Origin of the sequence: Streptomyces sp. ST2-7A (assembly GCF_021390475.1) — a bacterium.
Lineage (GTDB): Bacteria > Actinomycetota > Actinomycetes > Streptomycetales > Streptomycetaceae > Streptomyces.
In genome coordinates this window covers 57,041-83,354 of the sequence record NZ_JAJUWS010000029.1, presented here as the reverse complement: position 1 = coordinate 83,354, position 26,314 = coordinate 57,041, and the positions used below count along the sequence as shown (strand labels likewise).

The following is a 26,314-nucleotide window of genomic DNA, read 5'->3' as shown; positions in this document are numbered from 1 at the left end:
GGGGCTTGGGGGGGGGGGGGGGGTGGGGGGGGGGGAATCACAGCGCGGGGACGGGTGGGGGAATCACAGGGCGGGGGCGGGTGGGGGAATCACAGCGCGGGGATCCGGGGCAGGTCACCGGAGGCGGTGAGCCCGGTCCCGGTGGTGCGGCCGGTGAGCCAGCCGGTCAGCGCGGCCGGTCCGCCGGTGACCACCACCGGTTCCCCGGTGTCGCCGTCGGCTCCGGCGCCTCGACCGGTGCGCCATGACCGGCCGTCCTCGACGCGGATCCCGATCGGCTCGACGTCCGGTCGGTCGGCGAAGCGACGGACGAGCCAGGGCAGCGCGCGGTCGGTGAAGTCACCCGGCAGGTCGGCCACGGTGTATCCGAGGTCGAGGTCGATCAGGTGGAGCTCGACCTCCAGCCATCGTCGCCAGGGCACCGAGGCCGCGGTGTCCGTGACACCGTTGCGCAGCTCGACGGTGTCCTTCCAACGGTCGTCGGGGATCCGTCGCAGGGCCTCGGCGAGGCGGGCGTCCGCGGCACGCAGATCGGACAGGTGTTCCGCGACGGACCGGTGGGCGTCACGCTCGATGTCCTCCTCCCGGACCGCCGCACTCGCGTACATGGGCCGTCCGGCGAGCACCTCCACCAGTGCGTCGGCGTTGCGGGCGAGGTGGGCCAGGACATGGCCCCGGGTCCAGCCGGGCAGCGCCGAGGGGGCGGCCACGTCGGTGTCCGACAGGTCACCGAGACGCGACAGCAGGCGGTTCCCGGCACCGGCGAGGGCGGCGAGTTCGGCTTCGGGTCGACTCATGATCACCACGCTAACCCGCCCGGCGGCCCCCGGCCAGGGTGTGCGGGGCTCCCCCTCTGGCCACCCGACCGATCGGCCGGAAGCCCTCTTTAGATCGAACACGTGTGCCATATGCTGCGGAGGCGATCCGGCCCCGGGCTCCCGCTCCACGAGCCCGTTGTCATACCCCGCCCATACTCTTGGACGGGGCGACCCGCGCGACGCGGGCCGTCGCCCCCGAGACAGGAAAGGTGCCATTCGGCGTGGCCGACCGACTCATCGTTCGCGGCGCTCGCGAGCACAATCTGAAGAACATCTCGCTCGACCTACCGCGGGACTCCCTGATCGTCTTCACGGGGCTCTCCGGGTCGGGCAAGTCCTCGCTCGCCTTCGACACGATCTTCGCCGAGGGGCAGCGCCGCTACGTGGAGTCGCTCTCCGCCTACGCGCGGCAGTTCCTGGGGCAGATGGACAAGCCGGACGTGGACTTCATCGAGGGCCTCTCCCCGGCGGTCTCGATCGACCAGAAGTCCACCTCCCGCAACCCCCGATCGACCGTGGGCACCATCACCGAGGTCTACGACTACCTGCGGCTGCTGTTCGCCCGCATCGGAAAACCGCACTGTCCCGAGTGCTCCCGACCCATCGCCCGACAGTCCCCCCGGGCCATCGTGGACCGGGTCTCCCAACTGGAGGAGGGCACCCGCTTCCAGGTGCTCTCACCGCTGGTGCGCGAGCGGAAGGGCGAGTTCGTCGACCTGTTCGCCGAACTGACCACCAAGGGCTACAGCCGCGCCCGGGTGGACGGCGCCGTCGTGCAGCTCTCGGACCCGCCGAAGCTCAAGAAGCAGGAGAAACACACCATCGAGGTGGTCGTGGACCGCCTCACCGTCAAGCCGAGCTCCCGTCGCCGGCTGACCGACTCGGTGGAGACCGCCCTCGGGCTGTCCGGCGGCATGGTGGTGCTGGACTTCGTCGACCTCCCCGGGGACGACCCGCAGCGCGAGCGGATGTACTCCGAGCACCTGTACTGCCCCTACGACGACCTCTCCTTCGAGGAATTGGAGCCGCGCTCCTTCTCCTTCAACTCCCCCTTCGGCGCCTGCCCCGACTGCTCGGGTCTGGGCAACCGCATGGAGGTCGACCCGGAGCTGATCGTCCCGGACCCGCAGAAGACGCTGGACGAGGGCGCCATCCACCCCTGGTCGCACGGCCACACCAAGGGGTACTTCGCCCACCTGATCAACGCGCTCGCCGAGTCCCTCAGCTTCCGCACCGACATCCCCTGGGAGGGGCTGCCGCAGCGCGCCCGCAAGGCCCTGCTCAACGGCCACCGCACCCGTATCGAGGTCCGCTACGAGAACCGGCACGGCCGCGAGCGCGCCTACACCACCACCTTCGAGGGCGCGGTGCCCTTCATCCGCCGCCGGCACGGGGAGTCGGAGACCGACTCCAGCCGCGAGCGCTTCGAGGGCTACATGCGGGAGGTGCCCTGCCCGGCCTGCCGGGGAACCCGCCTCAAGCCGGTGGTCCTCGCCGTCACCGTCAAGGACCGCTCCATCGCCGACATCGCCGGCATGTCGATCAGCGAGTGCGCCGACTTCCTGCGCGACCTCACCCTCACCGACCGCGAGAAGACCATCGCCGAGCGGGTCCTCAAGGAGGTCAACGAGCGACTGCGGTTCCTGGTGGACGTCGGGCTGGACTACCTCTCCCTGGACCGGGCCGCCGGCTCGCTCTCCGGCGGCGAGGCCCAGCGCATCCGGCTCGCCACCCAGATCGGCTCGGGCCTGGTGGGTGTGCTCTACGTGCTGGACGAGCCCTCCATCGGGCTGCACCAGCGCGACAACCACCGGCTGATCGAGACCCTGGTGCGCCTGCGCGACCTGGGCAACACCCTGATCGTGGTGGAGCACGACGAGGACACCATCAAGACCTCGGACTGGGTGGTGGACATCGGCCCCGGGGCCGGTGAGCACGGTGGCGAGGTGGTGCACAGCGGCCCGCTCGCCGAACTGCTGACCAACGACAGGTCGCTCACCGGCCGCTACCTCTCCGGCAGGCGGGAGATCCCGATCCCGGCCGAACGGCGGGCGGTGGACCCGCAGCGGAAACTGACCGTGCTCGGGGCCCGCGAGCACAACCTGCGCTCGGTGGACGTCTCCTTCCCACTGGGTGTGCTGACCGCGGTCACCGGCGTCTCCGGCTCGGGCAAGTCCACCCTGGTCAACGACATCCTCTACACCCACCTGGCCCGCGAGCTGAACGGCGCGCGGGCCGTCCCCGGTCGGCACACCCGGGTCACCGGGGACGACCTGGTGGACAAGGTGGTGCACGTCGACCAGTCCCCCATCGGCCGGACCCCCCGCTCGAACCCGGCCACCTACACCGGGGTCTTCGACCACGTCCGCAAGCTGTTCGCGGAGACGGCCGAGGCCAAGGTGCGCGGCTACCTGCCGGGCCGGTTCTCCTTCAACGTCAAGGGCGGACGCTGCGAGAACTGCTCGGGCGACGGCACGATCAAGATCGAGATGAACTTCCTGCCGGACGTCTACGTCCCCTGCGAGGTGTGTCACGGCGCCCGGTACAACCGGGACACCCTGGAGGTGCACTACAAGGGCCGGTCCATCGCCGAGGTGCTGGACATGCCGATCGAGGAGGCGACGGAATTCTTCGCCTCGGTGCCCGCCATCGCCCGGCACCTGCGCACCCTCAAGGACGTCGGTCTGGGCTACGTGCGGCTGGGCCAGCCCGCCACGACCCTCTCCGGCGGCGAGGCGCAGCGGGTCAAGCTCGCCTCCGAACTACAGAAGCGCTCCACCGGTCGCACCGTCTACGTCCTGGACGAGCCGACCACCGGCCTGCACTTCGAGGACATCCGCAAGTTGATCGAGGTGCTCTCGGGCCTGGTCGAGAAGGGCAACTCGGTGATCGTGATCGAGCACAACCTCGATGTCATCAAGACCGCCGACTGGGTGGTGGACATGGGCCCGGAGGGCGGCGGCGGGGGCGGCACCGTGGTCGCCGAGGGCACCCCGGAACAGGTCGCCTCGGTCCCCGGCAGCCATACCGGGAAGTTCCTGCGCGACATCCTCGGGGATCGGGTCAGCGACGCGGACATCCCCGCCGCACCGGTGGCGCGGACGAGGGCGAAACGGTCGGCCGCCCGCGCCTGAGCGCATCCGGGGCGGTGACGGGTACCCCGGCCGTCACCGCCCCGGAAGGCTTGCGTAGGGTACGAACCGTGACATTCCCCGGCCGCTCCGCTTCCTCGTCTGCGTCCACCGGACCCCTTCGTTCCCGTCGCACCGTGCTGCGCGGCGCCGCGATCGCCTCCGTCGGCGTCGCGGCGACCTGCCTGACCGGCTGTGAACACCGGTACGAGGCCAAACCCGAGGCCCCGGACGAACCCGTGGAGCTGGGTCCGGCCGACGAGGTACCGGTGGGCGGCGCCCGACTGTACGAGCGGGCCCGACTGCTGGTCAGCCGCCCCGAGGAGGACACCTTCCTCGCCTGGAGCGCGGTCTGCACCCACCTGGGATGTCTGCTCTCCCCGCCGGAGGGCGCCATCGCCGAGTGCCCCTGCCACAACAGCCGTTTCGACACCATCGACGGCGGCCGGCCGCTGGCCGGTCCGGCGTACGATCCGCTGTTGTCGGTGCCGGTGCGGATGAACGACGAGGGCGTGCTGGTGGCCGGCTGACCCCCGGCCGGGACACCCCATCGGGCGGGCGTCCCGACGCGTCGCACACACCGTGATCCCCCGATCACCCGCCGGACGTCCTCGCGTGGGCGACCGCTCCCCGGCCGGTGGTCCGGGCGCCCCTCCCCCGGCGCCCCCGGTCGCGTGGCACCGACACGCCGGCGCGGGACACACCGGCCGGGAAGGCCCTATCCTCCCCGGAGCCGCGCTTCACACCCAGCATCGAAGCCGCCCGACACCGGGATGCCGCCGCCCGGTCGGGTGCGCGACCCCGCGCGACCAGGAAGGGCTCCACCGTGCACGACCGCGCCCGACGACGCGGACCTCACCCGCGATCGTTGCTGATCGCCGCCGTCTTCACCACCCTCGGTCTCGGCCTGCTGCCGACCGCCCTGCCCCCCGACCTCACCGTGTCGGCCGCCGCCGACGGCCCCCGGGGCGCCGGCGGCGCCCCGGCCGTGCTGCCCGCGTCCCCGCCGGTGGTCGCCGGGGCCCGGCTGACCGGGGTACGGGCCGCGCAACCCGACGGGCCGGCCTCCGCGTTCGTGCTGACCCTGGACCTCACCGAGGACCTGCGCGTCGACCACCTCGGCGCCCCCGCGGTGGCGGGGACGGCGACCCTGGAGGAATTGGTGGCCCTTCACGACCCGGGGGTCGATCGGGTGACCGTGGCCGCCGTCAACGCCGACTTCTTCGACATCAACCAGACCTACGCCCCTCTCGGTGCCGGCGTCCGGAACGGGGCGCTGCTCCACTCGGCCAGTCCGGGGCGCGTCGAGGCGGTCGGCTTCGACACCGACGGCGCGGGCCGGATGCTCGAGGTGCTCTTCGAGGGGAAGGCGGTCACCGCGTACGGTGAACTCCCCCTGAGCGGTTACAACGCGGCCCGTCTGCCGGTGGACGGAATCGGCCTCTACGGCCCGGAGTGGGGACCGGTCAACCGGTCGCCGGTGGTCGAGCGCTCCCCGGATGTCGTCGAGGTGGAGTTCCGCGACGGCCTGGTGACCGCGGTGAACGAGGGTGCCGGGGTCGGTGCCGTTCCCGACGACGGGGGCCTGCTCCTGGGCCGGGGTGCCGGCGCCCGGGCACTGGAAGCGCTGCTCGTCGGGGAGAGCGTCGCCCCGGAGTTCTCCGCCCGGGCCGCCGACGGCGGTCCGCTGCCGCGCACGGTGGTGGGCGGGCAGGAGCCGTTGGTGGTGGATGGCATCGCCCTGAGCTGGGACGGCGCGCCGAACAACGTGACCGCGCCGCGCACCGCGGTGGGGTTCTCCGCCGACGGCACCGAGATGTATCTGGTGACGGTGGACGGCCGGCAGGCTCACACCGTGGGCATGACCCTGACGGCGTTGGCCTCCTTCATGGCCGAACTGGGCGCCCACAACGCGCTGAACCTGGACGGCGGGGGTTCGACCACCCTGCTGGTCCGGGAGCCGGGTGCGGTCGCGGCGCGGGTGGTGAACCTGCCGTCGGGCGGGTCACCGCGTCCGATCCCCAACGGGCTGGCGATCACCGCTCCGCGCGGGGAGGGCGCGCCCCCCGGCATCCGGGTGGAGACGGTGTCGGTCGGGGAGGACGGCGAGGCGGTGGAGGAACTTCCCGGCGAGGCGTCGGTGAACGTCGAGCGGGGTACCGCGCCGACCGGGGAGGCGGGGACGGCCCGGGAGGGGGCCGAGCCGGTTCCGGCGGTGACGGGCCGCTGACCACCCGCGAGCGGAGACGGAGAGCGGCGGCCGGACACCGCCGGGTGCCCGACCGCCGCGTCGATGTCGCCCGCCGGGACGGTTCACCGCTCCCCGGCGGCGTTCCCCGGCCGGTGACGGCCGGGGAACGCCGGTCTCACAGGTGCGGGGTGATGGCGGGCAGCAGCTGACCGGAGACCCGGCCGTTGGCGGGGGCGCCGATGGCCGTCATCGACCATCCGCTCCCCACCCGCTGCACCTTGGCCATGACCTGCCCGGTGAAGGGGCCACCGCCGGTGAGGGTGTAACGGGCCATCTCCTCACCGGACGACTCGTCCACCAGCCGGCAGAAGGCGGCCTCCACCTCGGCGAAGGTCTGGCCGGTGTAGGAGTTGACGGTGAAGACGATCTGATCGACCTGCGGCGGAACCGCGGTGAGGTCGACCCAAATGGCCTCGTCGTCCCCGCCGGCACCGGAGCCGCCGGTGAGGTTGTCCCCGCCGTGGCGTACCGAGCCGCAACTGCTGGCAAGCTTGCGGAAGGAGACCTCGTCCACCAACTCCCCGCCGGCGAAGAGCATCGCGGAGGCGTCGAGGTCGATCTCCTTGGTGCCGAAGAGCTTGCCCAGTCCCTTGCGCTGGATCGCCTTCCATCCCAGTCCCATGCGTACCCGGGTCAGCCCGCCTCCGGACTTCTCCAGGCTGATCGCCTGCCCCTTGGTGAGATTGACGGCCATGTCGCGCTCCCCTTCCGCCGGGTGGCCGCGCGCCCACGCGGCGGATCCACCGGGCCCATCGGCCCTTTTGCCTCACCCTACTGGAGAGCGTTTCCCTACTTCAGACCCGCTTCGCGCATCTGGCGGAGCTCCTTCTTCAACTCGGAGACCTCGTCGCGCAACCGGGCCGCGATCTCGAACTGCAACTCGGCGGCGGCCGATCGCATCCGCTCCGTCAGGTCCTCGATGGTGCGGGCCAGTTCGGCGGCGGGACGGTCGGTGAGGGAGCCCGCGCGCTCCGCGGAGTAGGCGGCTCCCGGCGCGGTCTCGCGCGCGGGGGCGGGCGCCCGATCCCGCGCCCGCTCCCCTCCCCGGCCACCGCCCCGGCTGCGGTAGCCGGTCTCCAGCAGGTCCCGGGTGTCGACCTCCTCGCGGGCGATCGCGGAGACGATGTCGCCGATCTTCTTGCGCAGCGGCTGCGGGTCGATGCCGTTGGCCTCGTTGTAGGCGATCTGCTTGGCCCGACGGCGGTTGGTCTCCTCGATGGCCCGCTCCATGGCGGGGGTGATCCGGTCGGCGTACATGTGGACCTGACCGGAGACGTTGCGCGCCGCGCGACCGATGGTCTGGATGAGGGAGGTGCCCGAGCGCAGGAAGCCCTCCTTGTCCGCGTCCAGGATGGAGACCAGGGAGACCTCGGGCAGGTCCAACCCCTCCCGCAGGAGGTTGATGCCCACCAGCACGTCGTACTCGCCCGCCCGCAGCTCGCGCAGCAACTCCACCCGACGCAGGGTGTCCACATCGCTGTGCAGGTACCGCACCGCGATGCCGAGTTCGGTGAAGTAGTCGGTCAGGTCCTCGGCCATCTTCTTGGTGAGGGTGGTGACCAGGACCCTCTCGTCCCGCTCGGTGCGGGTGCGGATCTCGTGCACCAGATCGTCGATCTGCCCCTCGGTGGACTTGACGACCACCTCCGGGTCGATCAGCCCGGTGGGGCGGATGATCTGCTCCACGACGCCGTCGGAGCGGGAGAGCTCGTAGGAACCGGGGGTGGCCGAGAGGTAGACGGTCTGGCCGACGCGGTCCAGGAACTCCTCCCACTTCAAGGGGCGGTTGTCCATGGCGGAGGGCAGCCGGAAGCCGTGGTCGACCAGGGTGCGCTTGCGGGAGGCGTCGCCCTCGTACATCGCGCCGATCTGCGGCACGGTGACGTGCGATTCGTCGATGACCAGCAGGAAGTCCTCCGGGAAGTAGTCCAGGAGGGTGTGCGGGGCCGATCCGGTGGGCCGGCCGTCGATGTGCAGCGAGTAGTTCTCGATGCCGGAGCAGGTGCCGATCTGCCGCATCATCTCGATGTCGTAGGTGGTGCGCATCCGCAGCCGCTGGGCCTCCAGGAGTTTGCCGCCGCGCTCCAGCTCGGCCAGCCGGCCCTCCAGCTCGGCCTCGATGCCGGCGATGGCCTTCTCCATCCGTTCCGGACCGGCGACGTAGTGGGAGGCGGGGAAGACGTACAGATACTCGTCGGAGGAGATCACCTCGCCGGTCAGCGGGTGGAGGGTGGAGAGGGCCTCGATCTCGTCGCCGAACATCTCGATGCGGACGGCCAGCTCCTCGTAGACCGGGAAGATCTCGATGGTGTCCCCGCGCACCCGGAAGGTACCCCGGGTGAAGGAGACGTCGTTGCGGGTGTACTGGATGTCGACGAAACGGCGCAGCAGCGCGTCGCGGTCGACCTCCTCGCCCACCTTCAGCCGCACCATGCGGTCCACGTACTCCTGTGGGGTGCCCAGACCGTAGATGCAGGAGACGGAGGCGACGACCACCACGTCGCGGCGGGTGATCAGGGAGTTCGTCGCGCTGTGGCGCAGGCGCTCCACCTCCTCGTTGATCGAGGAGTCCTTCTCGATGTAGGTGTCGGTCTGCGGGACGTACGCCTCCGGCTGGTAGTAGTCGTAGTACGAGACGAAGTACTCGACCGCGTTGTTCGGCAGCAGCTCGCGGAACTCGTTGGCCAGCTGGGCGGCGAGGGTCTTGTTCGGCGCCATGACCAGGGTGGGACGCTGCAGCCGCTCGATCGTCCAGGCGGTGGTGGCGGACTTGCCGGTGCCGGTCGCGCCGAGCAGCACGACATCCCTCTCCCCTCCCCCGACCCGGCGCGCCAGATCGTCGATGGCGGCGGGTTGGTCGCCGTTCGGGGAGTAGGGGCTGACGACCTCGAAGGGCGCCACGGTGCGTTCGATGTGGGAGACGGGCCGCATGACCTCCACGGTACGACCCGGCACCGACAACCGGCCCATCCCGTCTCCTCGCGGCCGGCGGCACCGGCCCCGACCGGGTCGGGGGACTCGGCCGGGCGCGCTCCCGGCGCACGAGCGGGGGGCGTGTCAGTCTGTAACCCTCGAATCACCGCGGGTCGTCCCGGTTCGTCACCCGCCGTTCCCGGAACGGCCACGCGCCGGGGACCGCACGGCCTCCCCGGCGGGGAAATGAAACCCGGGATCCGGGTAGGCGTCCCCGGGCACCCGCCCGACTCCACCTCCCCCGTCTCCCCTCCACCCCTTCGGCCCAACCGACCGGCCCGACCGGCTGTTCGCCCCGGCCCCGCCCGTCCCCCACGCGAGGAGGCCTCGTGACGTCGCACCGCCCCGCCGGACACGACCGGACCGCTCCCCCCTCGGGGGCGCGCCGGCGCCCCCGAGACCGTCTCGGCGCGGGGCTGATCGCCCTGGGCCTCGCGCTGCTGATCCCCGTCGGGCCGTGGTTCGGAGCGGGCCCGGGTTCGGCGACCGCCGCGGCCGCCCCGTTGCCGCGGGCCGCCGTCGGCGCGCCGTTGGTGATCGCCCATCGGGGTGCCTCGGGTCACGCGCCGGAGAACACCCTGGCGGCGGTGGACGCCGCCGCCGAGCAGGGTGTGACCTGGGTGGAGGTGGATGTCCAGCGCACCCGGGACGGGGAACTGGTTCTCCTCCACGACACCACCCTGCGGCGCACCACCGACGCCGCCGAGCGCTTCCCCGATCGGGCCCCGTGGAACGTGGGGGACCTGGACCTGGCGGAGGTGCGGCAACTGGACGCCGGTTCCTGGTTCTCGCCGAAGTTCGCGGGGGAGCGCGTCCCCACCCTGCGGGAGCTGCTGCGGCGGTTGGACCGCAACGGCCAGCGGCTGTTGCTGGAGATCAAGGCGCCCGCGCGGTACCCGGGCATCGAGCGGGAGATCCTGCGGGAGCTGGCCCGGGAGGGCTGGCTCCGCCCGCTGCGCCTGTACGGCTCCCTGATCCTGCAGAGCTTCGACGAGACCTCGGTACGCACCGTTCATCGGCTGGCCCCTCAGGTGAAGACCGGCTTCCTGGGTTCCCCGGGGCGGGACGCCCTCGCCGGGTACGCCTCCTTCACCCACCAGATCAATTCCCGGCACACCGACCTGACCGTCGACCGGGTCGCCGATGTCCGGAAGCTGCGCGGCCCGCACGGGCGCCGGATGGAGGTCTTCACCTGGACGGTGGACGACGGCCCCACCGCGGTGCGGCTGGCCGGCATGGGGGTGGACGGCATCATCAGCAACCGTCCCGGCGAGATCCGGGAGGCGCTGCGCGGGGCTGTCCGGGGTCCCTCCGCCCCGGAGGAGGAGAACGGGGCGGCCTCCGGCGACCCCGCCCTCCGGACGCGGGTCCTCGACGGGGGCCGAGCAGCGGCGGGCCGCCGACGCCGCTGATCCCCGGAACCCCGCCGCCCCGGTGACCGGCCACGAGGGCCGGGACACCGGGGGCGGCGGGGTTCCGGGGGTGGTGGGCACCCGGGGCGCGCGGGACACAGGAGCGCGGAAAGGGCGCGTGTCGCCGGCGGGTGCCGCCCGGACGGGTTGCTCACGGGTCGGCGGTCACCGATCGGCGGTCACCGCCGATCAGAGGTTGACGCCCTTGCCCCGCAGGTAGGAGGAGGGGTCGACCGAGGAACCGTAGTTCGGGGTGGTCCGGATCTCGAAGTGCAGGTGGGGGCCGCTGCTGTTGCCGGTGTTGCCGGAAAGTGCGATCTGCGAGCCGGTCTCCACCCGCTGGCCGGACGAGACCTGGACCTGCGACAGGTGGGCGTACTGCGAGTAACTGCCGTCGTCGTGCTTGATCACGACGGCGTTTCCGTAGGCGGGACCGTCACCGGCGCCGTTGCCCCCGGCCTTCACCACGGTGCCGCCGTGCACGGCCAGCACGGGGGTGCCGGTGGGCACGGCGAAGTCCTGACCGCTGTGACCGGCGGCCCAGCGGTTGCCACTGTTCCCGTAGGTGGCGGAGATGGTGTAACCACCGGAGATGGGGGCCACCCAGGAGGCGGCCTTCTTCGCCTCCGCCGCCTTGGCCTCGGCCTCCGCGGCCTTCTTCGCCTCGGCCGCCTCCGCGGCCTTCTTCGCCTCCGCCGCGGCCTTCGCCTCGGCTGCCTTCTGCGCCTCCACCGCCGCCTTGGCCTCGGCCTCCGCGGCCTTCTGGTGGACCTCCGCGAGGCCGAGGGTGTAGCGGGCCAGGGTGTCGGGGGTGCCCGCGGCGAACAGGTCACCGCCGGTGGGGCCGGCCGCTGCCGCGACACCGCCGCCACTGGCGAGGACGGCGGAGAATCCGACCCCGGCGGCCAGCAGGGCGGCGCGGGTGCGGAGACGCGGGGCGCGGATCGCGGTGGTGCTGGGCATTCGGGTGGTTACCTCTCGGGTTGCGGGTCGCCTCCTCGTGGAGGCGGGAAGTCCGTTTCGGGTCCGCCGGGATTCGCTCCCGGTGGCGTCGAAAACAAGTAGTAACCACCAACTCGCGGCTTTTCAAGAATGATCGATACACTTGAAGTGCTATGTCCGATAGTGGGGGACCAAAGAGTAAATCGTCCTTTGTGTCCGTTTCGCCCCGCCGTCTCGAACAGCCCACCCGGGGGCCCGGGCACCCTCCGCACCACCGTGAAGCCACAGCCCGGGATGGGTCTCCCCGCACTCCCGGGCAGGGCGGCCCCGCCCCTCGCGGACCAACATCCCGAATCGGACGGACCAAGGTCCCGGCCGCGAATCGAAATTTCCTACTATCCGACATAGGGGGTACCGAAAAGGCTGTGGCGCAGGTCACCGGGATCCCGCTCCGGGGCTTTTCCGGGCGGGACCTTTTCGTCCTCCGACCGGGACCAAGGGCCCGGCACCACGACCCGGGCCGGCAGACTCCCGACGTGACAGATTCCGCCGCACAACCGTCCGACTCGCCCGCCGGTGATTCCGTCGGCACCGAGTCCCCCGCCATCGGGTCCCCCGGGATGTCGCCGGAGGTCGGGGGCTCCTCCGACCCGAACCCCGATCCGATGGCCGCCCTACGGCGCCGCACCACCACCGTTCTGGTGATCGGGCAGATCCTCGGCGGCTTCGGGGTCGCCATCGGCGTCGCGCTCGCCGCCCTCCTGGCGGCCGAGGTGAGCGGGTCGGCCGGCGCCGCCGGGCTGGCGGTGACCGCGTCGGTCACCGGCGCCGCCGTGATCTCCCTGCCCCTCGCCGCCCTCATGACGCGGTACGGTCGTCGCCCCGGCCTCACCTCCGGCTACCTGATCGGCGCGGGCGGCGGTCTGATCGTGGTGGTCTCCGCGACCGGTGGCTGGTTCGTGCCCCTGCTGATGGGCATGTTGCTGTTCGGCGCCGGCTCCTCCGCCAACCTCCAGGCCCGTTTCGCCGCCGCCGACCTCGCCCCCGCCAACCGACGGGGGCGAGCCATCGCGAGCGTGATGTGGGCGGGCACCCTGGGCGCCGTCCTGGGCCCCAATCTGGCCGCCCCCGCCGGTCGCGCGGTCGGCGCCCTCGACGGGCGGATACCGGATACCGCCGGCCCCTTCCTGTGGGCGAGCGGCATCTTCCTCCTGGCCGCCGCCACGACCCATCTGCTGCTGCGCCCCGACCCACTGCTCACCGCCCGCTCCCTCGCCGCGGGGGACGGGGCGGAGACCGGGGCCGAACCGCCCCCTCCCCACCCCGGCCGGGGGGATCGAGGGACGGCCGCACCCGGCGACCTTCCGGCGAAGACCGCCGTTCACCGGAAACGGGCGCTGCGCGAGGGCTGGGAGGCGGTGGTCTCCTCCCCCACCGCCCGGACCGCGCTGGCGGGGGTCGCCGTCGTGCACACGGCGATGATCAGCATCATGGTGATGACTCCCGTCCACCTCTCCCACCACGGGGCCGGGATCGAGCTGATCGGTCTGGTCATCAGTGGTCACATCGCCGGGATGTACGCCTTCTCCCCGGTGATGGGGCGCCTGGCGGACCGACTGGGCGCACTCCCCCTGCTGTGGGGCGCGCTGGGGACGGTGGCGGTGGCCGCGGCCCTGGCCGGCAGCGCCGAGGGGCGGCACGCCCAATCGGCGATCGCCCTCTTCGTCCTGGGCCTGGGCTGGTCCGCCGGCCTGGTCGCGGGTTCCACCCTGGTGACCGAATCGGTGCCGGTCGGGGTGCGACCGGCCGCCCAGGGCCTGTCGGATCTCACGATGAACGGGTGCGCCGCCCTCGGCGGGGCCGTGGCCGGACCGATCGTCTTCCTCGCCGGATACGGCACGCTCAACGCCGTGGCGGCCGCGCTCCTGCTGCCCGTGGCCGCCCTCGCGCTGTGGACGGCGTCGCGCCGGACCGGGTGAACCATCGGGGCGCGCCCGGACGCCCGATCCCCCGTCCGACGGGCATCCGCCGGACGGGGGATCGCATGAGGGGATCGGGCGCGGGACGGAGCAGGCGGGACGGCGGGATCAGCGGAGGAACAGTTCGAAGGGCACGCAGCGCCGCCCGCCGAAACGCGGGGCTGCGGCCTCCGCCCCGCCCGTGATCAACTCGCGGGCGTACTCCTCGGGTTCGACGCCCAATCCCACCAGATAGGCGTGGTGCTCCCGCAACGAGGCCACCGCGCGTTCCAGCGCCTCCTCCCCGACCTCCTTGGCCCGGTCCACGAACGGCGAGGCGGCCACGGCGATCCAGCGCACGCCGCCCCAGGGCTCGAGCAGACCGCCGGCGAGCTGTTCGGGGAAGATCCACCGGTTGCCGGCGTCCCCGGAGGCGTCCAGCACCGCCCATCCCACCGCGCGGTGGTCGGGGGTGTTCAGCATCCGCTCGGTTCCCCACACCGGGTGGTGGTTGATGGTGATGAGGAGCTCCGGACGGTGGCGGCGGATCGCCGCGGTGAGGTCGCGGCGCAGTGCCGGGCCGTTCTCCACCACACCGTCCCGGTGGGAGAGGAACTCCACCTCCGTGACGCCGACCCGGGCCGCGCTCGCCATTTGTTCGCCGGTGCGGACCGCAGCGCACTCCTGCGGGGGGAGGGAGTCGATACCCGCCTCCCCCCGGGTGACCAGGAGGTAGCGCACGTCCTTGCCCGCGGCGGTCCACTCGGCGATCGCCGCGGCGGCCCCGTACTCGAGGTCGTCGGGGTGGGCCACGACGGCCAGGGCGCGTTCCCACTCCTCGGGCATGGGGGTGAGGGCATCCGTCATGTCCCCGAGGTTACCGCCGTCAGCCCCGCTGCGGCTGGGGCAGACGGGCGGGGGGACGCCCTGGGGTGCCGAGGCGCTCGGAGCGGGTGTTCAGTTCGTCGGCGGTCATCGGGTCCAGACCGACGACGAGCCCGACGAAGAGCAGGAGCACGATGGGCCCGATGAGGATGGGCATCAGCGTCTCGAGGGGTGCACGCCCTCCCAGACCGACCACCTCGGCGTGGGCGTGCAGGGTCAGCGCCTGCATGCCGAGGTAGTGCATACCGTTCACCGCGATGGCCATGATCACGCTGGCCCCGATGGCGGCGCCCAGGGAACGGGCGGCCACCGCGAACCACAGGGCGGCGGTGGCGGCCACCACCGCGACGGCGATGGAGAGCACGACGATCAGGGGGTCGTAGCCGAGACTCCCGTCCATCCTCATGCCGGCCATGCCGAGGTAGTGCATCCCCGCGACGCCCAGGCCGGTGATCACGCCGCCGGCGAGCAGGGCCGGGACGGAGGTGTGGTGGTGCCCGACCAGGAAGACGCCCAGGCCGACCACGAGGATGGCGACCGCCAGGCCGGCGTAGCTGATGGTCGCGTCGTAACTGATCGGGAGGGCGGGGCTGGTGAAGCCCATCATCCCGATGAAGTGCATGACGAAGATGCCGGTGCCGATGGCCACCGCCCCGAGGGCGAGCCAGCCGGACCGACGGCGACCGACGGCGGTCAGACCGCGGACCGTGCAACGCAGGCCGAGCGCGCTGCCCAGCATGGCCATGAGAAAACCGAGCACGGGTGTGATGAGCCCGTAGGTGAATCCGTCTACCGGAACCCCTGCGGTGATGTACACGACGGGTCCCCCCTTGCTGTGTGGGCGAGCGATGCACTGGCGGTGCGCGAACGGTGCGGTGGCGTCGGAGCGTCGCGGTGGGGTGACGGGATTCGACCGCACGACGGCACACCGATCCCGGGGCTCGGGGTGGTGGTGCGGCGCGGTGTCGTCGAGGAGCTGTCACACCCGGGGCGGAAGCGACGAGTTTCGGCCGACCCGATGCTAGGTCCGGAATGGCCTGAACACATCGGTTATTCACAGAGGAGCGATCGAAACGTTACGTTTCACTGGGATCAAATGGGCAATCTTGCCATTTTGTGACGATCTTCCGGCGTGATTCGGGTTGGTGTACGCCACCTCCACGACGGGTGACATACCTGCCCCCGCTCATGCCTCCGGCATGTGCCGGCTGAAAACCTGCGAACCTCCCGGCACCCGGCGGGACTCGAACCGGGTCGACCCGAAGCCGACCGGGCGGGAACGCCATCGCGCGTGGTCCCGTCCCCTCACGGCGGAACCACACGCGATGGGCCGGGACGGCGGTGCCGCCCGTGACGGGGTCAGCGCCGGCCGTACCGCTGTTGAAGTCGATGGACGACCATCCGGTAACGCGCCGCGTCCAACGCGCACGCCTCGCGGCGGGTCCCGGCCGGGTGGACGCGCAACAGACGGTCCAGGTTCACCCGGGACTCCCGACCGTCCCGATCCCACGGGCCGCTTCCCAGTGCCACCCACTCGTGGTCGTCGTCCCTCCGTCGGCTGGTCAGCTGAACCGCGAGCAGCCAGTCGCCCTCGGCCCGTGCCACCACCAGCACCGGCCGGTCCTTCCCGCGCCCGTCCATCTCCTCGTAGGGCACCCGGGTCCACACGACCTCGCCGAAATCCGGTTCGCCGTCGGGGTCCGGTGCCCGGGCACAGCGCACCACCCGCACCGAGCGGGGATCCACCGGGGCGGTGGCGCCCGGGCCGTCCCGGCCGGGCATCGGACCGGTGGGCGCGGCCGGCCCACCGGTGGGTACGGGCCGGGTCGGGGGCGGACCGGGGACGGGGCGCCGCGCGCCGGTCGGGCCGGAGGGACCCGGGGTGTCGATCGGTGATGTCACCGGGCCACCGCAACCCCGCCCGCCCGGGCTCCTCCGGGGTTGTGGGGGGCCGTTGGGGACGGCCGTTGTCAGTGGCCCCCTCTACGTTTCCGATCATCGGGAACCGGCCGGGCGGCCGGCCCGGGGAGGGAGCACCACCATGTCCGCGTCCGACACGTCGGTCACCACCTACCTCGAATTGTCCGAGGACGGTGAAGGAGCGCACAAGTTCTACGAGGTCGTCGTCACCGGCCTCGACGTCTCGGTGCGTTACGGTCGGATCGGCACCGGGGGGCAGCTCAAGACCACCACCTTCGCCTCGCCCGAGAAGGCCCGCGCCGCCGCCGCGCGGAAGGTCGCCGAGAAGGAGCGCAAGGGCTACGCCCCCGCGACCCCGGGCGGTCGGGCGCCCCGACCCGTCACCCGACGGGCCACCACCTCGGCCCCCTCCACCGCCCGTTCCGGCGCCCCGGTGCTGTGGCGGTTCCGCACCGGCTCCGCGGCCTTCGGCATCCACGTGGACGACGAGCGGTGCTGGGTGGGCAATCAGGCCGGCGACGTGCACGCCCTGGACCACGACGGCTCGGTGACGGCCCGGTACCGACTTCCGGACGGCGTCAAGTGCCTGGTCGCGGACGACTTCTGGATCTACGCCGGATGCGACGACGGTTCGGTCTACGACCTCTCGGGCAAGCTGCCGTTCGCGGCCTGGACCGTCGCACCGGACGTGGACATCTTCTGGCTCGACATCCACGAGGGCGTGCTCAACGTCTCGGATCGCGACGGCGGCCTGACCGTCATCGACCACGAGGACGAGTTCCAGTGGTCCCGACGCGGTGAGGGGAGCAGCGGCTGGATGGTGCGTCGGGACGCGGAAGCCATCTACCACGGTCACGGCGCGGGGGTCACCGCCTGGGAAACCGACGGCTCCGGCCAACGTTGGCACACCCCCACCCGGGGGTCGGTGCTCTTCGGGTGGCAGGAGAACGACGCCGTGTACGCGGGCACCTCCTCCCGCACCGTGGCGCGGCTGGCGAAGTCGAACGGCCGCCGGCTCGCCGAGTACCGCTGTGACGCCTCGGTGTACTCCTGTGCCACCTCCCCGGACGGCGAGCACGTCTTCGCCGGTGACTCCGCCTCCTCCGTCTACTGCTTCGCCGCCGACGGCACCCGTCTGTGGAAGCTGGGCACCGGCTGCGGCTCGGCGCTCTCCATGCAGTACCACCGCGAACGGCTGTACCTGGTGACCACGGACGGCAGCATGGCCTGCGTCGACGCGAGCCCGGAGGCGATCGCCGCGGCGGAGCGCGGGACCATCCCGACCCCGATGGACGTCAAGGTCGCCGCCGCGCTCCCGACCCGTCGACCCGCCCTCGCCGCGCAGGAGTTGACCGCCGTTTCCGAACCCGCGGACGGCGTGGTGGTGGAGTGCTTCCGGGACGGCGACCGCACCCGGGTGCGGGTGCTCTCCGAGGGCTACGAGCCCGGCTGGTTCGTGCAGTTCCCCCGTCGGATACGCGAACCCGGGGCCCGCTTCGTCGTGGAAGCCGTGCACGGCGCGCCGGGGGGCTTCTACCGGGTGCGCGGTGACATCCGTCGCCTGCTGTGACGGATGGAACGGATGCGGTTCCCCGGTCGGGGAAATCATTTCGCGCCCCACTGGAAATTCGGAGCACGCCGAGGGGAGGTTGGGCCGGAATTATCTTGATTTCACCCGTCGAACATTTCGATTGACTACGCGTATGAGCCACCCCGGCCCATGAGTGGCGGGTGTGCCCCGGGCGGATGGCCGGGGGGTTCCCCCGGCACCGTCGCACTCCCGGCCACACCGGCGACATCCCGGGAACAAGCGCCCGTCGCCGGAGACGACCGGTCCTCCGATCCCCCCTCGGCGTCCCCCGGGCACCGGGGGCGGGATCGAGGGCCCTCCCCTCGCCCCTCCCCGGGGCGGAAACCGAACATTCGCGCAGGTGGAACCTGCCTTCTCCGCAATCGTCACGGGAACGGTAGCCACCGAAGAACCCTTCCGGGGAGCTCGCGGTCACCCCGGCGCGGGCGGCCCGGGCACACCTCCGGCGGAGCCACCGGGCCCAGCGTCCCCCCGCGCCTCCCGGGGTCGACGGACGAGGACATTCGATCTTCCACACGGAAATCCCCCGCGTCACACCGGTCCGTCACGACTTTTCCCGTTCCACCGACAACCGGCCGAGAGTCACCCTTGTGACCCATCGGAGCCACCTGAATACTCGCACATCGTGATGGATTTCCGAGGCGAAAGATCATCGGAAGCCTTCACTGATTCGCTGCTCACGAGTGCGATCCGCTCATTCCCCCCCACAGGAGGACGTGTGAGAATCAAGCGCACCACCAAGGGCACCACGGGCGACCGCCGCACCAGGGGGCTCGGCCGTGTACTGGCGATCTCCGCCGGCCTCGCCGCGGCTCTGGCCCTGACCCTGCCGGGCTCCGCCGCCGCGACCACGCAGGAGTTCACCACCGACCAACTCCACGCCGCAGCCGAGGCCGTGGAGACCACCGATGTCGGCGGCACCGCCTGGTCGGTGGACGAGGAGACCGGAACCGTCACGGTGCTGGTCGACCAGAGCGTCACCGAGAAGGAACTGCGACAGATCATGCGGAGCGCCGGCGCCAACGCCGGGGCCCTGGAGATCGAGGAGGTGCCGGGCACCTTCTCCCCGCTGCTGCGTGGCGGCCAGGCCATCTACGCCAGCGCCGGGTGGCGGTGTTCCCTCGGCTTCAACGTCCAGGGCGGCGCCTACGCCCTGACCGCCGGGCACTGCACCAACGGCTACCCCGGCTGGTACAGCAACCCGTCCCTGACCACCTACCTCGGCCCCACCGCCTACTCGAACTTCCCGGGCGCCGACTACGGGTACATCTCGGTCAGCGGCGGTTCCTCCGCCAATCCGAGCCAGGTCATCTGCAACAGTTCGATCGTCAACATCACCGGTACCGCCAACGCCTACGTCGGTATGCCCGTCACCCGGTCGGGCAGCACCACCGGTTGCCGCTCCGGCTCGGTCACGGGGCTGAACTTCACCGTGAACTACGGCGGCGGCGACATCGTCTACGGCATGATCCGCACCAACGTCTGCGCCGAGCCCGGTGACAGCGGCGGTCCGCTGTGGTCCGGCAGCTCCGCCGTCGGCCTGACCTCCGGTGGGTCCGGCAACTGCACCTTCGGCGGCACCACCTTCTACGAGCCCGTCACCCGGGCGCTGGGCAACCACGGCATCAGCCTGCCGTGATCGTCTGATTCCCGAACCACTCATCCCGCCCCTTCCACTCCGCGGCCCCGCCGGCACGTCCCGCCGGCGGGGTCGCGCACGTGCTCACCCACCGGTGCCGGTGCGCCCGCGTCGGTGCCCCTCGTCGGCGGGGTCACGTACCGGATGTCGTCCGCTCCCGGGTACGGAGGTGGTGACTCGGTCCGTGGCGCGGATGAAACGGCGACAGCCGCCCCGCACGTCACCCCGACGGCAGAAGCCCCCGCTCCGGGGATGCCGCCGGCCGACCGCCCTTCCCGGCAGCGGGCACACCCGGACGGGCGCCGGCCGATGTCGGCCGGCACGAGAGGTGTTGACACCGTCTTCGTCGGGTTGGTTCGATGGCCGGGTGCCACGCGCCGTCGGCCAAAAAGCAGTGGGCCGGTCGACAGGTGGGTGCCACCCGTCCGGAAGGAGCGCTGCCATGAGGTCATCCTCGCCGCCGCTCGTCTGATCCGTTCCCCCGCCGCGCCATTCACCCGCCGGCGGGAGGGTCCGCGTCCCCACCGGGACGCTCCGACCACCATTCGTAACCCCTTCGGCGCCCTGTCGCGCACCCGCGCCCCGCGCGGGAGAGCCGGGTGATCCTCCGACCGCCCGGTTCCGCCTTCTCGGCTCCGAACCCGGGGGTCCCGCCGCGTCCTCCCGAAACGTCGCGTGGCCCCTTTGCCCTCCTCCCCGTCTTCCCTGTCCTTCCTCCGCCCGCCCCGAGGTGGGCCCCTTCCCCGGGAGTCACGACACCCCATGCCCCCATCCTTCAACCAGGAGATCATCGAGGAGTTCCGTGCCAACGGCGGAAAGGTCGGTGGCCCCTTCGAGGGGGGCGACCTCCTGCTGATGACCACGACCGGAGCGAGATCGGGTCGGGAACACACCGTCCCGCTCGGATACGTCCGGTACGGGAAGAAACTGCTGGTCGTCGCATCCGCCGCCGGCGCCCCCCGGCATCCCGCCTGGTACCACAACCTGCTCGCCCACCCGATGGTCCGGGTGGAGGTCGGGACGGAGTCGTTCGGCGCGATCGCCGTCCCCGCCGAGGGCGGGGAACGGGACCGATTGTTCGAGGAGGTGCTCCGGGTCGCTCCCGGCTATGCCGAGTACCGGGACCACACCACCCGGGTCCTCCCCGTCGTGGCGCTGGAACGATCGGAACCCGTCCCCGAGGAGGGGGACGGGGTTCGGGCCGTGGACGACAGCGGCACCACCCTCGCGGACAAGTTGTTGGAGATCCACACCTGGTTGCGTTCCCAACTGCGGCACGCCCACCACGAGGTGGAGGCCCATCTCGCCGCACGGAAGGCCTCGGGGGCCGGCGCTCCCCCACCACCTCCGGGTCTCGGGCTGCAGATCCGGCAGCACTGCCTGGCGTTCTGCCAATCGCTGGACTTCCACCACTCCTCCGAGAACACCCACCTGTTGCCCGCGCTCGCGGAGCAACACCCCCATCTCCGCGGAACCGTCGAGCGGCTCCGGGAGGAACACCGCGTGGTGGCCCGCCTCCAGGGGGAACTGGTGACTCTGCTCGACGATGTCACCACTGCCGCGCCGGATCACTTCCGTCGCGAACTCAATCGGCTAAGCGATGAGTTGACAGCCCACCTGGAGTACGAGGAGAGCACCCTCCTCCCCGTCCTGGCCACCATCCCCTTCCCACCGGCCGATGCCCCGCCCTCCGCCCCGTCCCCCTGAGACCGCCCCGGGAACCGTCCCCCCACCGATCACGTGGTCTCCCCACCCCGGAGTGGGGAGCTCACGGAGGACAGCCCGTCGCCCTTTCGGCGGGGCCCCGGAGCGTCGAGGAATGTCGGCGGAGAGGCATGGGAGGGGCCGGGCGGGGCGGGGCGGGTCAAAAAACTTCCGGGGACGGGGGGACACGGGCCAGTACGGAACCCTGCGGGGTCTTCTCCCTCCCGACGGGTTGACGCACGGTTTCGGCGATCATCTCGAAACCGGCTTCCCGCAGCAGCTCCGTCACCTCTCCCGGCCGCTGCCGGTACCAGTCCAGATCCACGGGGGTGCCGAACGCCTCCTCGAAGTGGAGGTGTTCGTCCCCGACCTGGAAGGTGAGCATCAGGGTTCCGCCGGGCGCGAGCACCCGGCGGAACCCGGCGAAGACCCGGGGACGGTGCTCCCACGGCACGTGGATGATCGAGTGGGCGGCGAGCAGCCCGCCGAGCGAGCCGTCGGGCAGATCCAGGGCGGTCATGGACCCCACCTCGAAGCGCAGATGCGGGTGGGTGCGACGCGCGGAGGCGACCATGCCCGGCGACAGGTCGATCCCGAGGACGTCCGCGCCCAGCCGGTGCAGTTCGTTCGTCCACAGGCCCGGCCCGCACCCCACGTCCGCGATCGGCCCTCCCCCACCGGCACGCACCAGCTCCGCGAAGGCCGCGCAGAGGGCCCGCTCGATCGGTCGTTCCTTCAGGAGGTCGGAGCCGATCCCCATACTCTCCGTGTAGCCGTCGGCCAGGGCGTCGTAGGAATCGCGGGTGGCGGTGAGGAACCCGAGGTCGGTCACGGGGCGAAGTGTAGGGCAGGAACGCTTCGCCGGTTCGGCCCCACCGTGACGTCACATCGAATTCCCGCCGTCCGGCGCGGGGAAGCGGGGGCCGGACGCCGCCGGCCGACCCCCGCTCCGGGTCGCCCCCACCGCGTCCCCACCGGCTCAGCCGGTGGGGACGCGGTGGGCGGGGCGGTCGAGGTGGTCGAGGACCAACTGGTGGGCCCGCCAACCATCCGGGAACTTCGGCGGCACGTCGAGGTGGACCGGCCGGGTCGTGGGGTGGCGGTCCAACAACTCCCGGATCCCGGCCCGGGCGACGACCACGCAGGCGTGCCGGTGCCGGGAGAGCAGCACGCACAGTCGTCCCGTCTCCAGGTGGAAGGCGCTCGCGTCGGTCCGTCCCGACAGCGGGTGCCAGATCAGGGTGACGTCGAACTCCCGCCCCTGGAGCTTGTTGGCGGTGTCCACGGTGACGTCGGCCAGGTGCGGGCCGAGGGCGGCGAGGCGGTCGCGGACGGCGGCGGCCTGGTCGTTGTGGGCGGTGCCGATGGCCACCCGGTCGGCTCCGATCGGTTCGCCGTTGGCCAGCGGGGCGCGGCGCAGCAGGTGGTCGGTGGTGGTCGCGAGGGCGTCGGCGAGTTGTCCGTCGGTGCGCAGGGTGTGGCGTTCGGGGAGTTCGAGGTATCCCCAGCCGCCGGCGGCTGCCCGGTCGAGCACGGTGTCCCGGGGGTCGTCGGCGGGCTGCGGGGCGGGGTCGAGGGTCAGCACGCGGTCGGCGGCGACCGTACCGGAGACGAACGGCTGGAAGGGGTAGAAGGCGTCCCGCACCAGGGGTGCGGCGGTCTCAGGCAACCGCCAGGAGACGGGGAGCCGACGGCTGTGCATGGTGGGGTTGTGGGCGAGCACGACGTCCACGGCGTTGCTCATCGGATTCCAGCTCAGGCCGGTCCAGCGGTCGGTCTCGACGGTGGCGAAGGGATCGAGCTGCCCGGGGTCGCCCACGAACAGGGCGCGTTCGAAGAGCCGGGCGGTGCGCAGTAGTGCGTCGGAGCGCATCTGGTACGCCTCGTCGACGATGGCCCAGTCCCAGGGGGTGGTGTCCACGTGCGCCCACTTGGCGGCGGTGCCGACGACGACCGGGAGGTCGCGCAGCGGATCGATCTTCGCGGCCCCCGTCACCCGGGGGTGCCGGGTGACCCGGGGCGGCAACACGTGGCCGGTGGCGTGCAGACGGCCGATGGCCAGCCCGGGGTGGGTGCCGGCCAGGCGGTCCACGAGGTCGTCGACCTGTTCGTTGGTCTGGGCGGCGATCATCACCGGTCTCCCCCGCTCGGCGAGGTGGCCGGTGGCGCGGATGACGAGGGTGGACTTGCCCGCTCCGGGCGGGGAGTCGACGACGATGCCGCGTTCGGTGGTGGTGTCGAGGTCGGCGAGGACCCGGGCGACGGCGGCGTCCGCCCGGGCGCCCGGCGGGGCGTCGGCGGCCGGTGGAACGTCGGTGAGCGTCATCCCCAGCTCTCCTCGGCGTCGTCGGGGGTGGGTTCGTACGGCTGCGGCGGCCCGCCGTGGGTCCAGGGGGTCTCCTCCTCGGCCGGCAGCGGGGCGGGCGTCATGTAGCCGCCGAGGGTGGTCCAGCACAGTTCCTCGCCGAGGTCGGGGATCACCCCCTCGGGGGCGGGCGGTTTGCGGACCCGGCCGAGGCCACCGGTCAACCGGAGCTCGATCTCCCAGCCGGCGCCGGGGACCTCCCGGCGGTCGAGGATCTCCGCCTTCAGCCCGTCGCGCCCGGCGCAGCGCACGGCGGTGCCGGGCGCGAGCAGGGGTCGGGTGTCCACGCGCAGGGTGAGGCCGGGACGGAAGAGGCGGGACCGGCCGTTCTCGATCATCCGGTCGGGGTCGCGGTCGATCACCGTGCCGGTGAACGCCTCGCCGGTCAGCTCGTACCGGGCCATCACCAGGGGGTCGTCGAAGGCGCGCTCGGTCTCGTACCGGGCGGCGGAGTCCTCCAGGTGGGAGAGTCTGCGGGCGGCGGAGGCGGCGTGGTCGCGACGGGCGCGGGGGCGGCCGTCCTCCTCCAGGTAGGTCGCGTAGTGGGTGAAGACGGTGCGGTCCACGGCACGGCGGTCGGGGACCCGGCCGGCAGCCGGCAGGGCGCGCAGCAGGTCGACACCCCGCCACATCAGCTCCCAGGTGGGGGCGAGTTGGGAGCGCAGTTCGTCGGCGATGAGGAGGTCGACGGCCGCGCGGGCGCGGTCGTCGGGGGCTGCGTCGCGAGCGGTGGTCAGCTCGTGCAGGGTGCGGTCGAAGACCGGGTCGGTGGTGGGGCCGGCGGGTGGGTGGGTGCCGGGGTCCTCGGCGAGGAGGGCCGCCTCGGCGCCGGTTCGGCCGGGGGGCGGGTCGATCCACGCCATGAGGGAGGGCAGGTGCGCGTTCTCGGTGGGGCTCTGGCCGGTGGCCCAGTGGTCGGTGAGCAGCCGGGTCATGGCCAGGAGGAGGCCGGAGCCGGGGAAGTCTGTGCGATCGGCGAACCAGGTGAGCCAGTTGCCCAGGAGCGGGACGGTGGGGGCGACGGCGTGCGGGCCGTCGGTGCGACGCAGGCGGGTGGAACGGCCCAGCAGGCGGACGAACTCGATGCCGCCCGGGTTGGGCACCAGAATCTGGGGGGCGCGGGTGTACCGCTCGCGCTCCTCCTTCGGCCGGCCCGCCTCGTAGGTCTCGCTCTCCGCCCGGCACTCCTCGATCCGGGGCAGCAGGAGGTCGGCGAGTTCCTCGGCGAAGCGGAAGCGCAGCGTGCGGTCACGGGGTTGGGGAACGGTCAGCAGGACGGGCCGGTCGCGGTCGGTGCCGAGCATCGCGGCAAGCGGGGCGCAGGCCTCGCCGGCGAGGGTGAGGGGGATGAGGACGAGGGGGTGGTCGTCGATGTGGGCGTGGCGCACGGTGGTCAGCGGTTGGGCGACGCCGGCCTGTGCCGCGCGCAGGCCGGCGACGGTGGTCAGCAGGCTCATCCGACGCTCCTCCCGGCGATGGTGTCGGCCGACCCCGACGACCCCGACGGCTCGATCGACCCCGACGGCCCGGACCGCGCGAAGGGCACGGAAGACACACGGGGGCCGGGCGGACGCCGCAGGTCGTACAACCGGGCCGCGGCGCGCAGGCGTTCGGCGACCTCGGCCCGGTCGGGGTCGTCGGGCTCGCCGCGGTCGCCGGGGGTGTCGATGAGGGACAGGGCGACACGGGTGGAGTCGATGCCCGGCAGGTCGTCACGGGCCCGACCCCCCAGACGCCCGGGGCGGGCCGTCTCGACGGCCTCGGCGCGACAGTGTCGGGCGAGGTCGCAGTAGCCCAGGCAGTCGGGGGTGTAGTGGGTGTCCAGGGCGGCGACGGTGCCGGCGAGTTCGGTGTCGGTGCGGGTGGGGGCGCCGTCGGGCCGGGTGCTCAGGTCCAGGGTGGCGCCCGCCGGCAGCGGACGGGCCAGGTCGTCGGCACGGCGCAGTCGGGAGAGCTGGAAGCCGATGGCCTCGATCTCCTGGCGCACGTCGATCCGGGCCAGGATCGGCCGCTGGGAGAAGTCCTTCGGACAGACCAACAGGAACTCGGGGGCGACCAGCTCGGGATCGTGACCGAGGCGCTCCAGCAGGCGGCGCAGGGCGATGACGTAGACGGCGGCCTGCTTGGCGGCCTCGGCCGTCTTGGCGGGGTCGGCCTGACCGTCGATGACGGCGAAGGACTTGATCTCCACGACGTGGAACCGACCGCCGACACGGTGGGTGACGGCGTCCGGCTCCAGCAGGGCGGTGCGACCGGCGACCTCCAACTCCAGTACGGGGTGGTCGAGGAGGACGCGCTCCTCGTCACCGCCCGCCAGGCGATCGAACACCCGCTCGGTCTCCCGGGCCCGCAGGGCCGGGGAGGCGCTGCCGGCGACCTCGTTGAGATCGGCGACGGCCGCCTCCTCGACGGGGGCCCCGAGGTTCTCGCGCAGCAGCGCGATGAGTTCGGCGTAGCCGTTGGCCTTGACCATGGCCTCGAAGGCGCGGCCCCGCGCGAGGGCGAAGGGGGACTGACCGAACCGGGCCGGCCGACCCAGGCGTTCGGCGAGTGTCGCCTTGTCGACGCCGGCGGCGTCGAGAACGGCGCGGCGGGAACAACCGGGGTTGGCGGTCAGGGCGGTGATACCGCGCGCCGTGCAGGGCTCCGGGGCGAGCGGACCGCGCAGGCTCGCGAGGCGGTCCTCGGGCTGGTGCGTGGACATGGTCTCTTCTCGGGTGGACGG

The 26,314-nt window shown here is 72.3% G+C and carries 19 protein-coding genes; 8 read left to right on the top strand and 11 right to left on the bottom strand.

The features are described 5' to 3' along the window. Positions 1–89: 89 nt before the first annotated feature. Positions 90–797 carry a maleylpyruvate isomerase family mycothiol-dependent enzyme gene (locus LZF96_RS17985; RefSeq protein ID WP_233873356.1) on the bottom strand — a complete coding sequence of 236 codons (708 nt, stop codon included), beginning with the start codon at positions 795–797 and terminating at the stop codon, positions 90–92. Positions 798–1,039: 242 nt separating this feature from the next. On the opposite strand from LZF96_RS17985, the gene uvrA reads away from it, so the two are divergent. The 3 genes from uvrA (at position 1,040) to LZF96_RS27090 (ending at position 6,179) form a co-directional block, all read left to right on the top strand. After that, a complete protein-coding gene (gene uvrA, locus LZF96_RS17980; RefSeq protein ID WP_233873353.1) occupies positions 1,040–3,952 on the top strand; it encodes an excinuclease ABC subunit UvrA in 2,913 nt (970 codons plus the stop codon). A 134-nt stretch (positions 3,953–4,086) separates the two neighbouring features. Then, entirely contained in the window at positions 4,087–4,479 is a 393-nt protein-coding gene (locus LZF96_RS17975; protein ID WP_233873350.1) for a Rieske (2Fe-2S) protein, read from the top strand. A 296-nt stretch (positions 4,480–4,775) separates the two neighbouring features. Beyond that, the gene (locus tag LZF96_RS27090) at positions 4,776–6,179 is read left to right on the top strand and encodes a phosphodiester glycosidase family protein (protein ID WP_233873347.1); all 1,404 of its coding nucleotides are present in this window, start codon (positions 4,776–4,778) and stop codon (positions 6,177–6,179) included. A gap of 136 nt (positions 6,180–6,315) precedes the next feature. On the opposite strand, the gene LZF96_RS17965 is transcribed toward LZF96_RS27090, so the two are convergent. Both LZF96_RS17965 and uvrB read right to left on the bottom strand, forming a co-directional pair. Next, on the bottom strand, positions 6,316–6,894 hold the full coding sequence (locus LZF96_RS17965; RefSeq protein WP_233873344.1) for a TerD family protein: 579 nt from the start codon (positions 6,892–6,894) through the stop codon (positions 6,316–6,318). Positions 6,895–6,989: 95 nt separating this feature from the next. Beyond that, positions 6,990–9,131 carry an excinuclease ABC subunit UvrB gene (gene uvrB / locus LZF96_RS17960; RefSeq protein ID WP_233873341.1) on the bottom strand — a complete coding sequence of 714 codons (2,142 nt, stop codon included), beginning with the start codon at positions 9,129–9,131 and terminating at the stop codon, positions 6,990–6,992. Between the two features lie 461 nt (positions 9,132–9,592). Here uvrB and LZF96_RS17955 point away from each other — a divergent pair, with 461 nt between their 5' ends. Then, entirely contained in the window at positions 9,593–10,585 is a 993-nt protein-coding gene (locus tag LZF96_RS17955; RefSeq protein ID WP_374203267.1) for a glycerophosphodiester phosphodiesterase, read from the top strand. A 189-nt stretch (positions 10,586–10,774) separates the two neighbouring features. On the opposite strand, the gene LZF96_RS17950 is transcribed toward LZF96_RS17955, so the two are convergent. Continuing rightward, a complete protein-coding gene (locus tag LZF96_RS17950; RefSeq protein WP_233873335.1) occupies positions 10,775–11,548 on the bottom strand; it encodes a M23 family metallopeptidase in 774 nt (257 codons plus the stop codon). A gap of 599 nt (positions 11,549–12,147) precedes the next feature. Between LZF96_RS17950 and LZF96_RS17945 the strand changes: the two genes are divergently transcribed. Then, entirely contained in the window at positions 12,148–13,506 is a 1,359-nt protein-coding gene (locus LZF96_RS17945; RefSeq protein ID WP_233873385.1) for an MFS transporter, read from the top strand. A gap of 108 nt (positions 13,507–13,614) precedes the next feature. Here LZF96_RS17945 and LZF96_RS17940 read toward each other — a convergent pair whose 3' ends face one another. The 3 genes from LZF96_RS17940 to LZF96_RS17930 form a co-directional block, all read right to left on the bottom strand. Continuing rightward, positions 13,615–14,352 (bottom strand): PIG-L deacetylase family protein, encoded by a 738-nt coding sequence (locus tag LZF96_RS17940; RefSeq protein ID WP_233873331.1) that lies wholly within the window; start codon positions 14,350–14,352, stop codon positions 13,615–13,617. Positions 14,353–14,371: 19 nt separating this feature from the next. Next, positions 14,372–15,187, bottom strand: a complete 816-nt coding sequence (locus LZF96_RS17935; protein WP_233873328.1) for an MHYT domain-containing protein — start codon at positions 15,185–15,187, stop codon at positions 14,372–14,374. 542 nt (positions 15,188–15,729) lie between these two features. Continuing rightward, positions 15,730–16,152: a type II toxin-antitoxin system PemK/MazF family toxin gene (locus LZF96_RS17930; protein WP_233873325.1), complete on the bottom strand. Its 423-nt coding sequence runs from the start codon at positions 16,150–16,152 to the stop codon at positions 15,730–15,732. A 259-nt stretch (positions 16,153–16,411) separates the two neighbouring features. Here LZF96_RS17930 and LZF96_RS17925 point away from each other — a divergent pair, with 259 nt between their 5' ends. The 3 genes from LZF96_RS17925 (at position 16,412) to LZF96_RS17915 (ending at position 21,227) form a co-directional block, all read left to right on the top strand. Next, entirely contained in the window at positions 16,412–17,860 is a 1,449-nt protein-coding gene (locus LZF96_RS17925) for a WGR domain-containing protein (RefSeq protein ID WP_233873321.1), read from the top strand. Between the two features lie 739 nt (positions 17,861–18,599). Then, positions 18,600–19,520, top strand: coding sequence for a S1 family peptidase (locus LZF96_RS17920; protein ID WP_233873318.1), 921 nt, complete (start codon positions 18,600–18,602; stop codon positions 19,518–19,520). Between the two features lie 762 nt (positions 19,521–20,282). Continuing rightward, positions 20,283–21,227: a nitroreductase/quinone reductase family protein gene (locus tag LZF96_RS17915; RefSeq protein WP_233873315.1), complete on the top strand. Its 945-nt coding sequence runs from the start codon at positions 20,283–20,285 to the stop codon at positions 21,225–21,227. 157 nt (positions 21,228–21,384) lie between these two features. Here the strand turns inward: LZF96_RS17915 and LZF96_RS17910 are convergent, their stop codons facing one another. From LZF96_RS17910 to LZF96_RS17895, 4 genes are all read right to left on the bottom strand, one after another. Beyond that, positions 21,385–22,056 carry a class I SAM-dependent methyltransferase gene (locus LZF96_RS17910; RefSeq protein ID WP_233873312.1) on the bottom strand — a complete coding sequence of 224 codons (672 nt, stop codon included), beginning with the start codon at positions 22,054–22,056 and terminating at the stop codon, positions 21,385–21,387. Between the two features lie 147 nt (positions 22,057–22,203). Next, entirely contained in the window at positions 22,204–23,550 is a 1,347-nt protein-coding gene (locus LZF96_RS17905; RefSeq protein WP_233873307.1) for an AAA family ATPase, read from the bottom strand. Further along, positions 23,547–25,046, bottom strand: a complete 1,500-nt coding sequence (locus tag LZF96_RS17900) for a hypothetical protein (protein ID WP_233873304.1) — start codon at positions 25,044–25,046, stop codon at positions 23,547–23,549. The genes LZF96_RS17905 and LZF96_RS17900 overlap by 4 nt, the downstream gene beginning before the upstream one ends. Beyond that, positions 25,043–26,293, bottom strand: a complete 1,251-nt coding sequence (locus LZF96_RS17895) for a hypothetical protein (protein ID WP_233873300.1) — start codon at positions 26,291–26,293, stop codon at positions 25,043–25,045. Before LZF96_RS17895 ends, LZF96_RS17900 begins: the two co-directional genes overlap by 4 nt. Positions 26,294–26,314: the final 21 nt, after the last annotated feature.

What these genes read in the sequence shown, in the direction of transcription:
- LZF96_RS17905 (WP_233873307.1), bottom strand. Translation starts at nt 23,550, where the DNA reads ATGACGCTCACCGACGTTCCACCGGCCGCCGACGCCCCGCCGGGCGCC.
- LZF96_RS17950 (WP_233873335.1), bottom strand. Translation starts at nt 11,548, where the DNA reads ATGCCCAGCACCACCGCGATCCGCGCCCCGCGTCTCCGCACCCGCGCC.
- LZF96_RS17930 (WP_233873325.1), bottom strand. Translation starts at nt 16,152, where the DNA reads ATGCCCGGCCGGGACGGCCCGGGCGCCACCGCCCCGGTGGATCCCCGC.
- LZF96_RS17915 (WP_233873315.1), top strand. Translation starts at nt 20,283, where the DNA reads ATGCCCCCATCCTTCAACCAGGAGATCATCGAGGAGTTCCGTGCCAAC.
- LZF96_RS17965 (WP_233873344.1), bottom strand. Translation starts at nt 6,894, where the DNA reads ATGGCCGTCAATCTCACCAAGGGGCAGGCGATCAGCCTGGAGAAGTCC.
- LZF96_RS17895 (WP_233873300.1), bottom strand. Translation starts at nt 26,293, where the DNA reads ATGTCCACGCACCAGCCCGAGGACCGCCTCGCGAGCCTGCGCGGTCCG.
- uvrB (WP_233873341.1), bottom strand. Translation starts at nt 9,131, where the DNA reads ATGCGGCCCGTCTCCCACATCGAACGCACCGTGGCGCCCTTCGAGGTC.
- LZF96_RS17900 (WP_233873304.1), bottom strand. Translation starts at nt 25,046, where the DNA reads ATGAGCCTGCTGACCACCGTCGCCGGCCTGCGCGCGGCACAGGCCGGC.
- LZF96_RS17940 (WP_233873331.1), bottom strand. Translation starts at nt 14,352, where the DNA reads ATGACGGATGCCCTCACCCCCATGCCCGAGGAGTGGGAACGCGCCCTG.
- LZF96_RS17945 (WP_233873385.1), top strand. Translation starts at nt 12,148, where the DNA reads ATGTCGCCGGAGGTCGGGGGCTCCTCCGACCCGAACCCCGATCCGATG.
- LZF96_RS17925 (WP_233873321.1), top strand. Translation starts at nt 16,412, where the DNA reads ATGTCCGCGTCCGACACGTCGGTCACCACCTACCTCGAATTGTCCGAG.
- LZF96_RS17985 (WP_233873356.1), bottom strand. Translation starts at nt 797, where the DNA reads ATGAGTCGACCCGAAGCCGAACTCGCCGCCCTCGCCGGTGCCGGGAAC.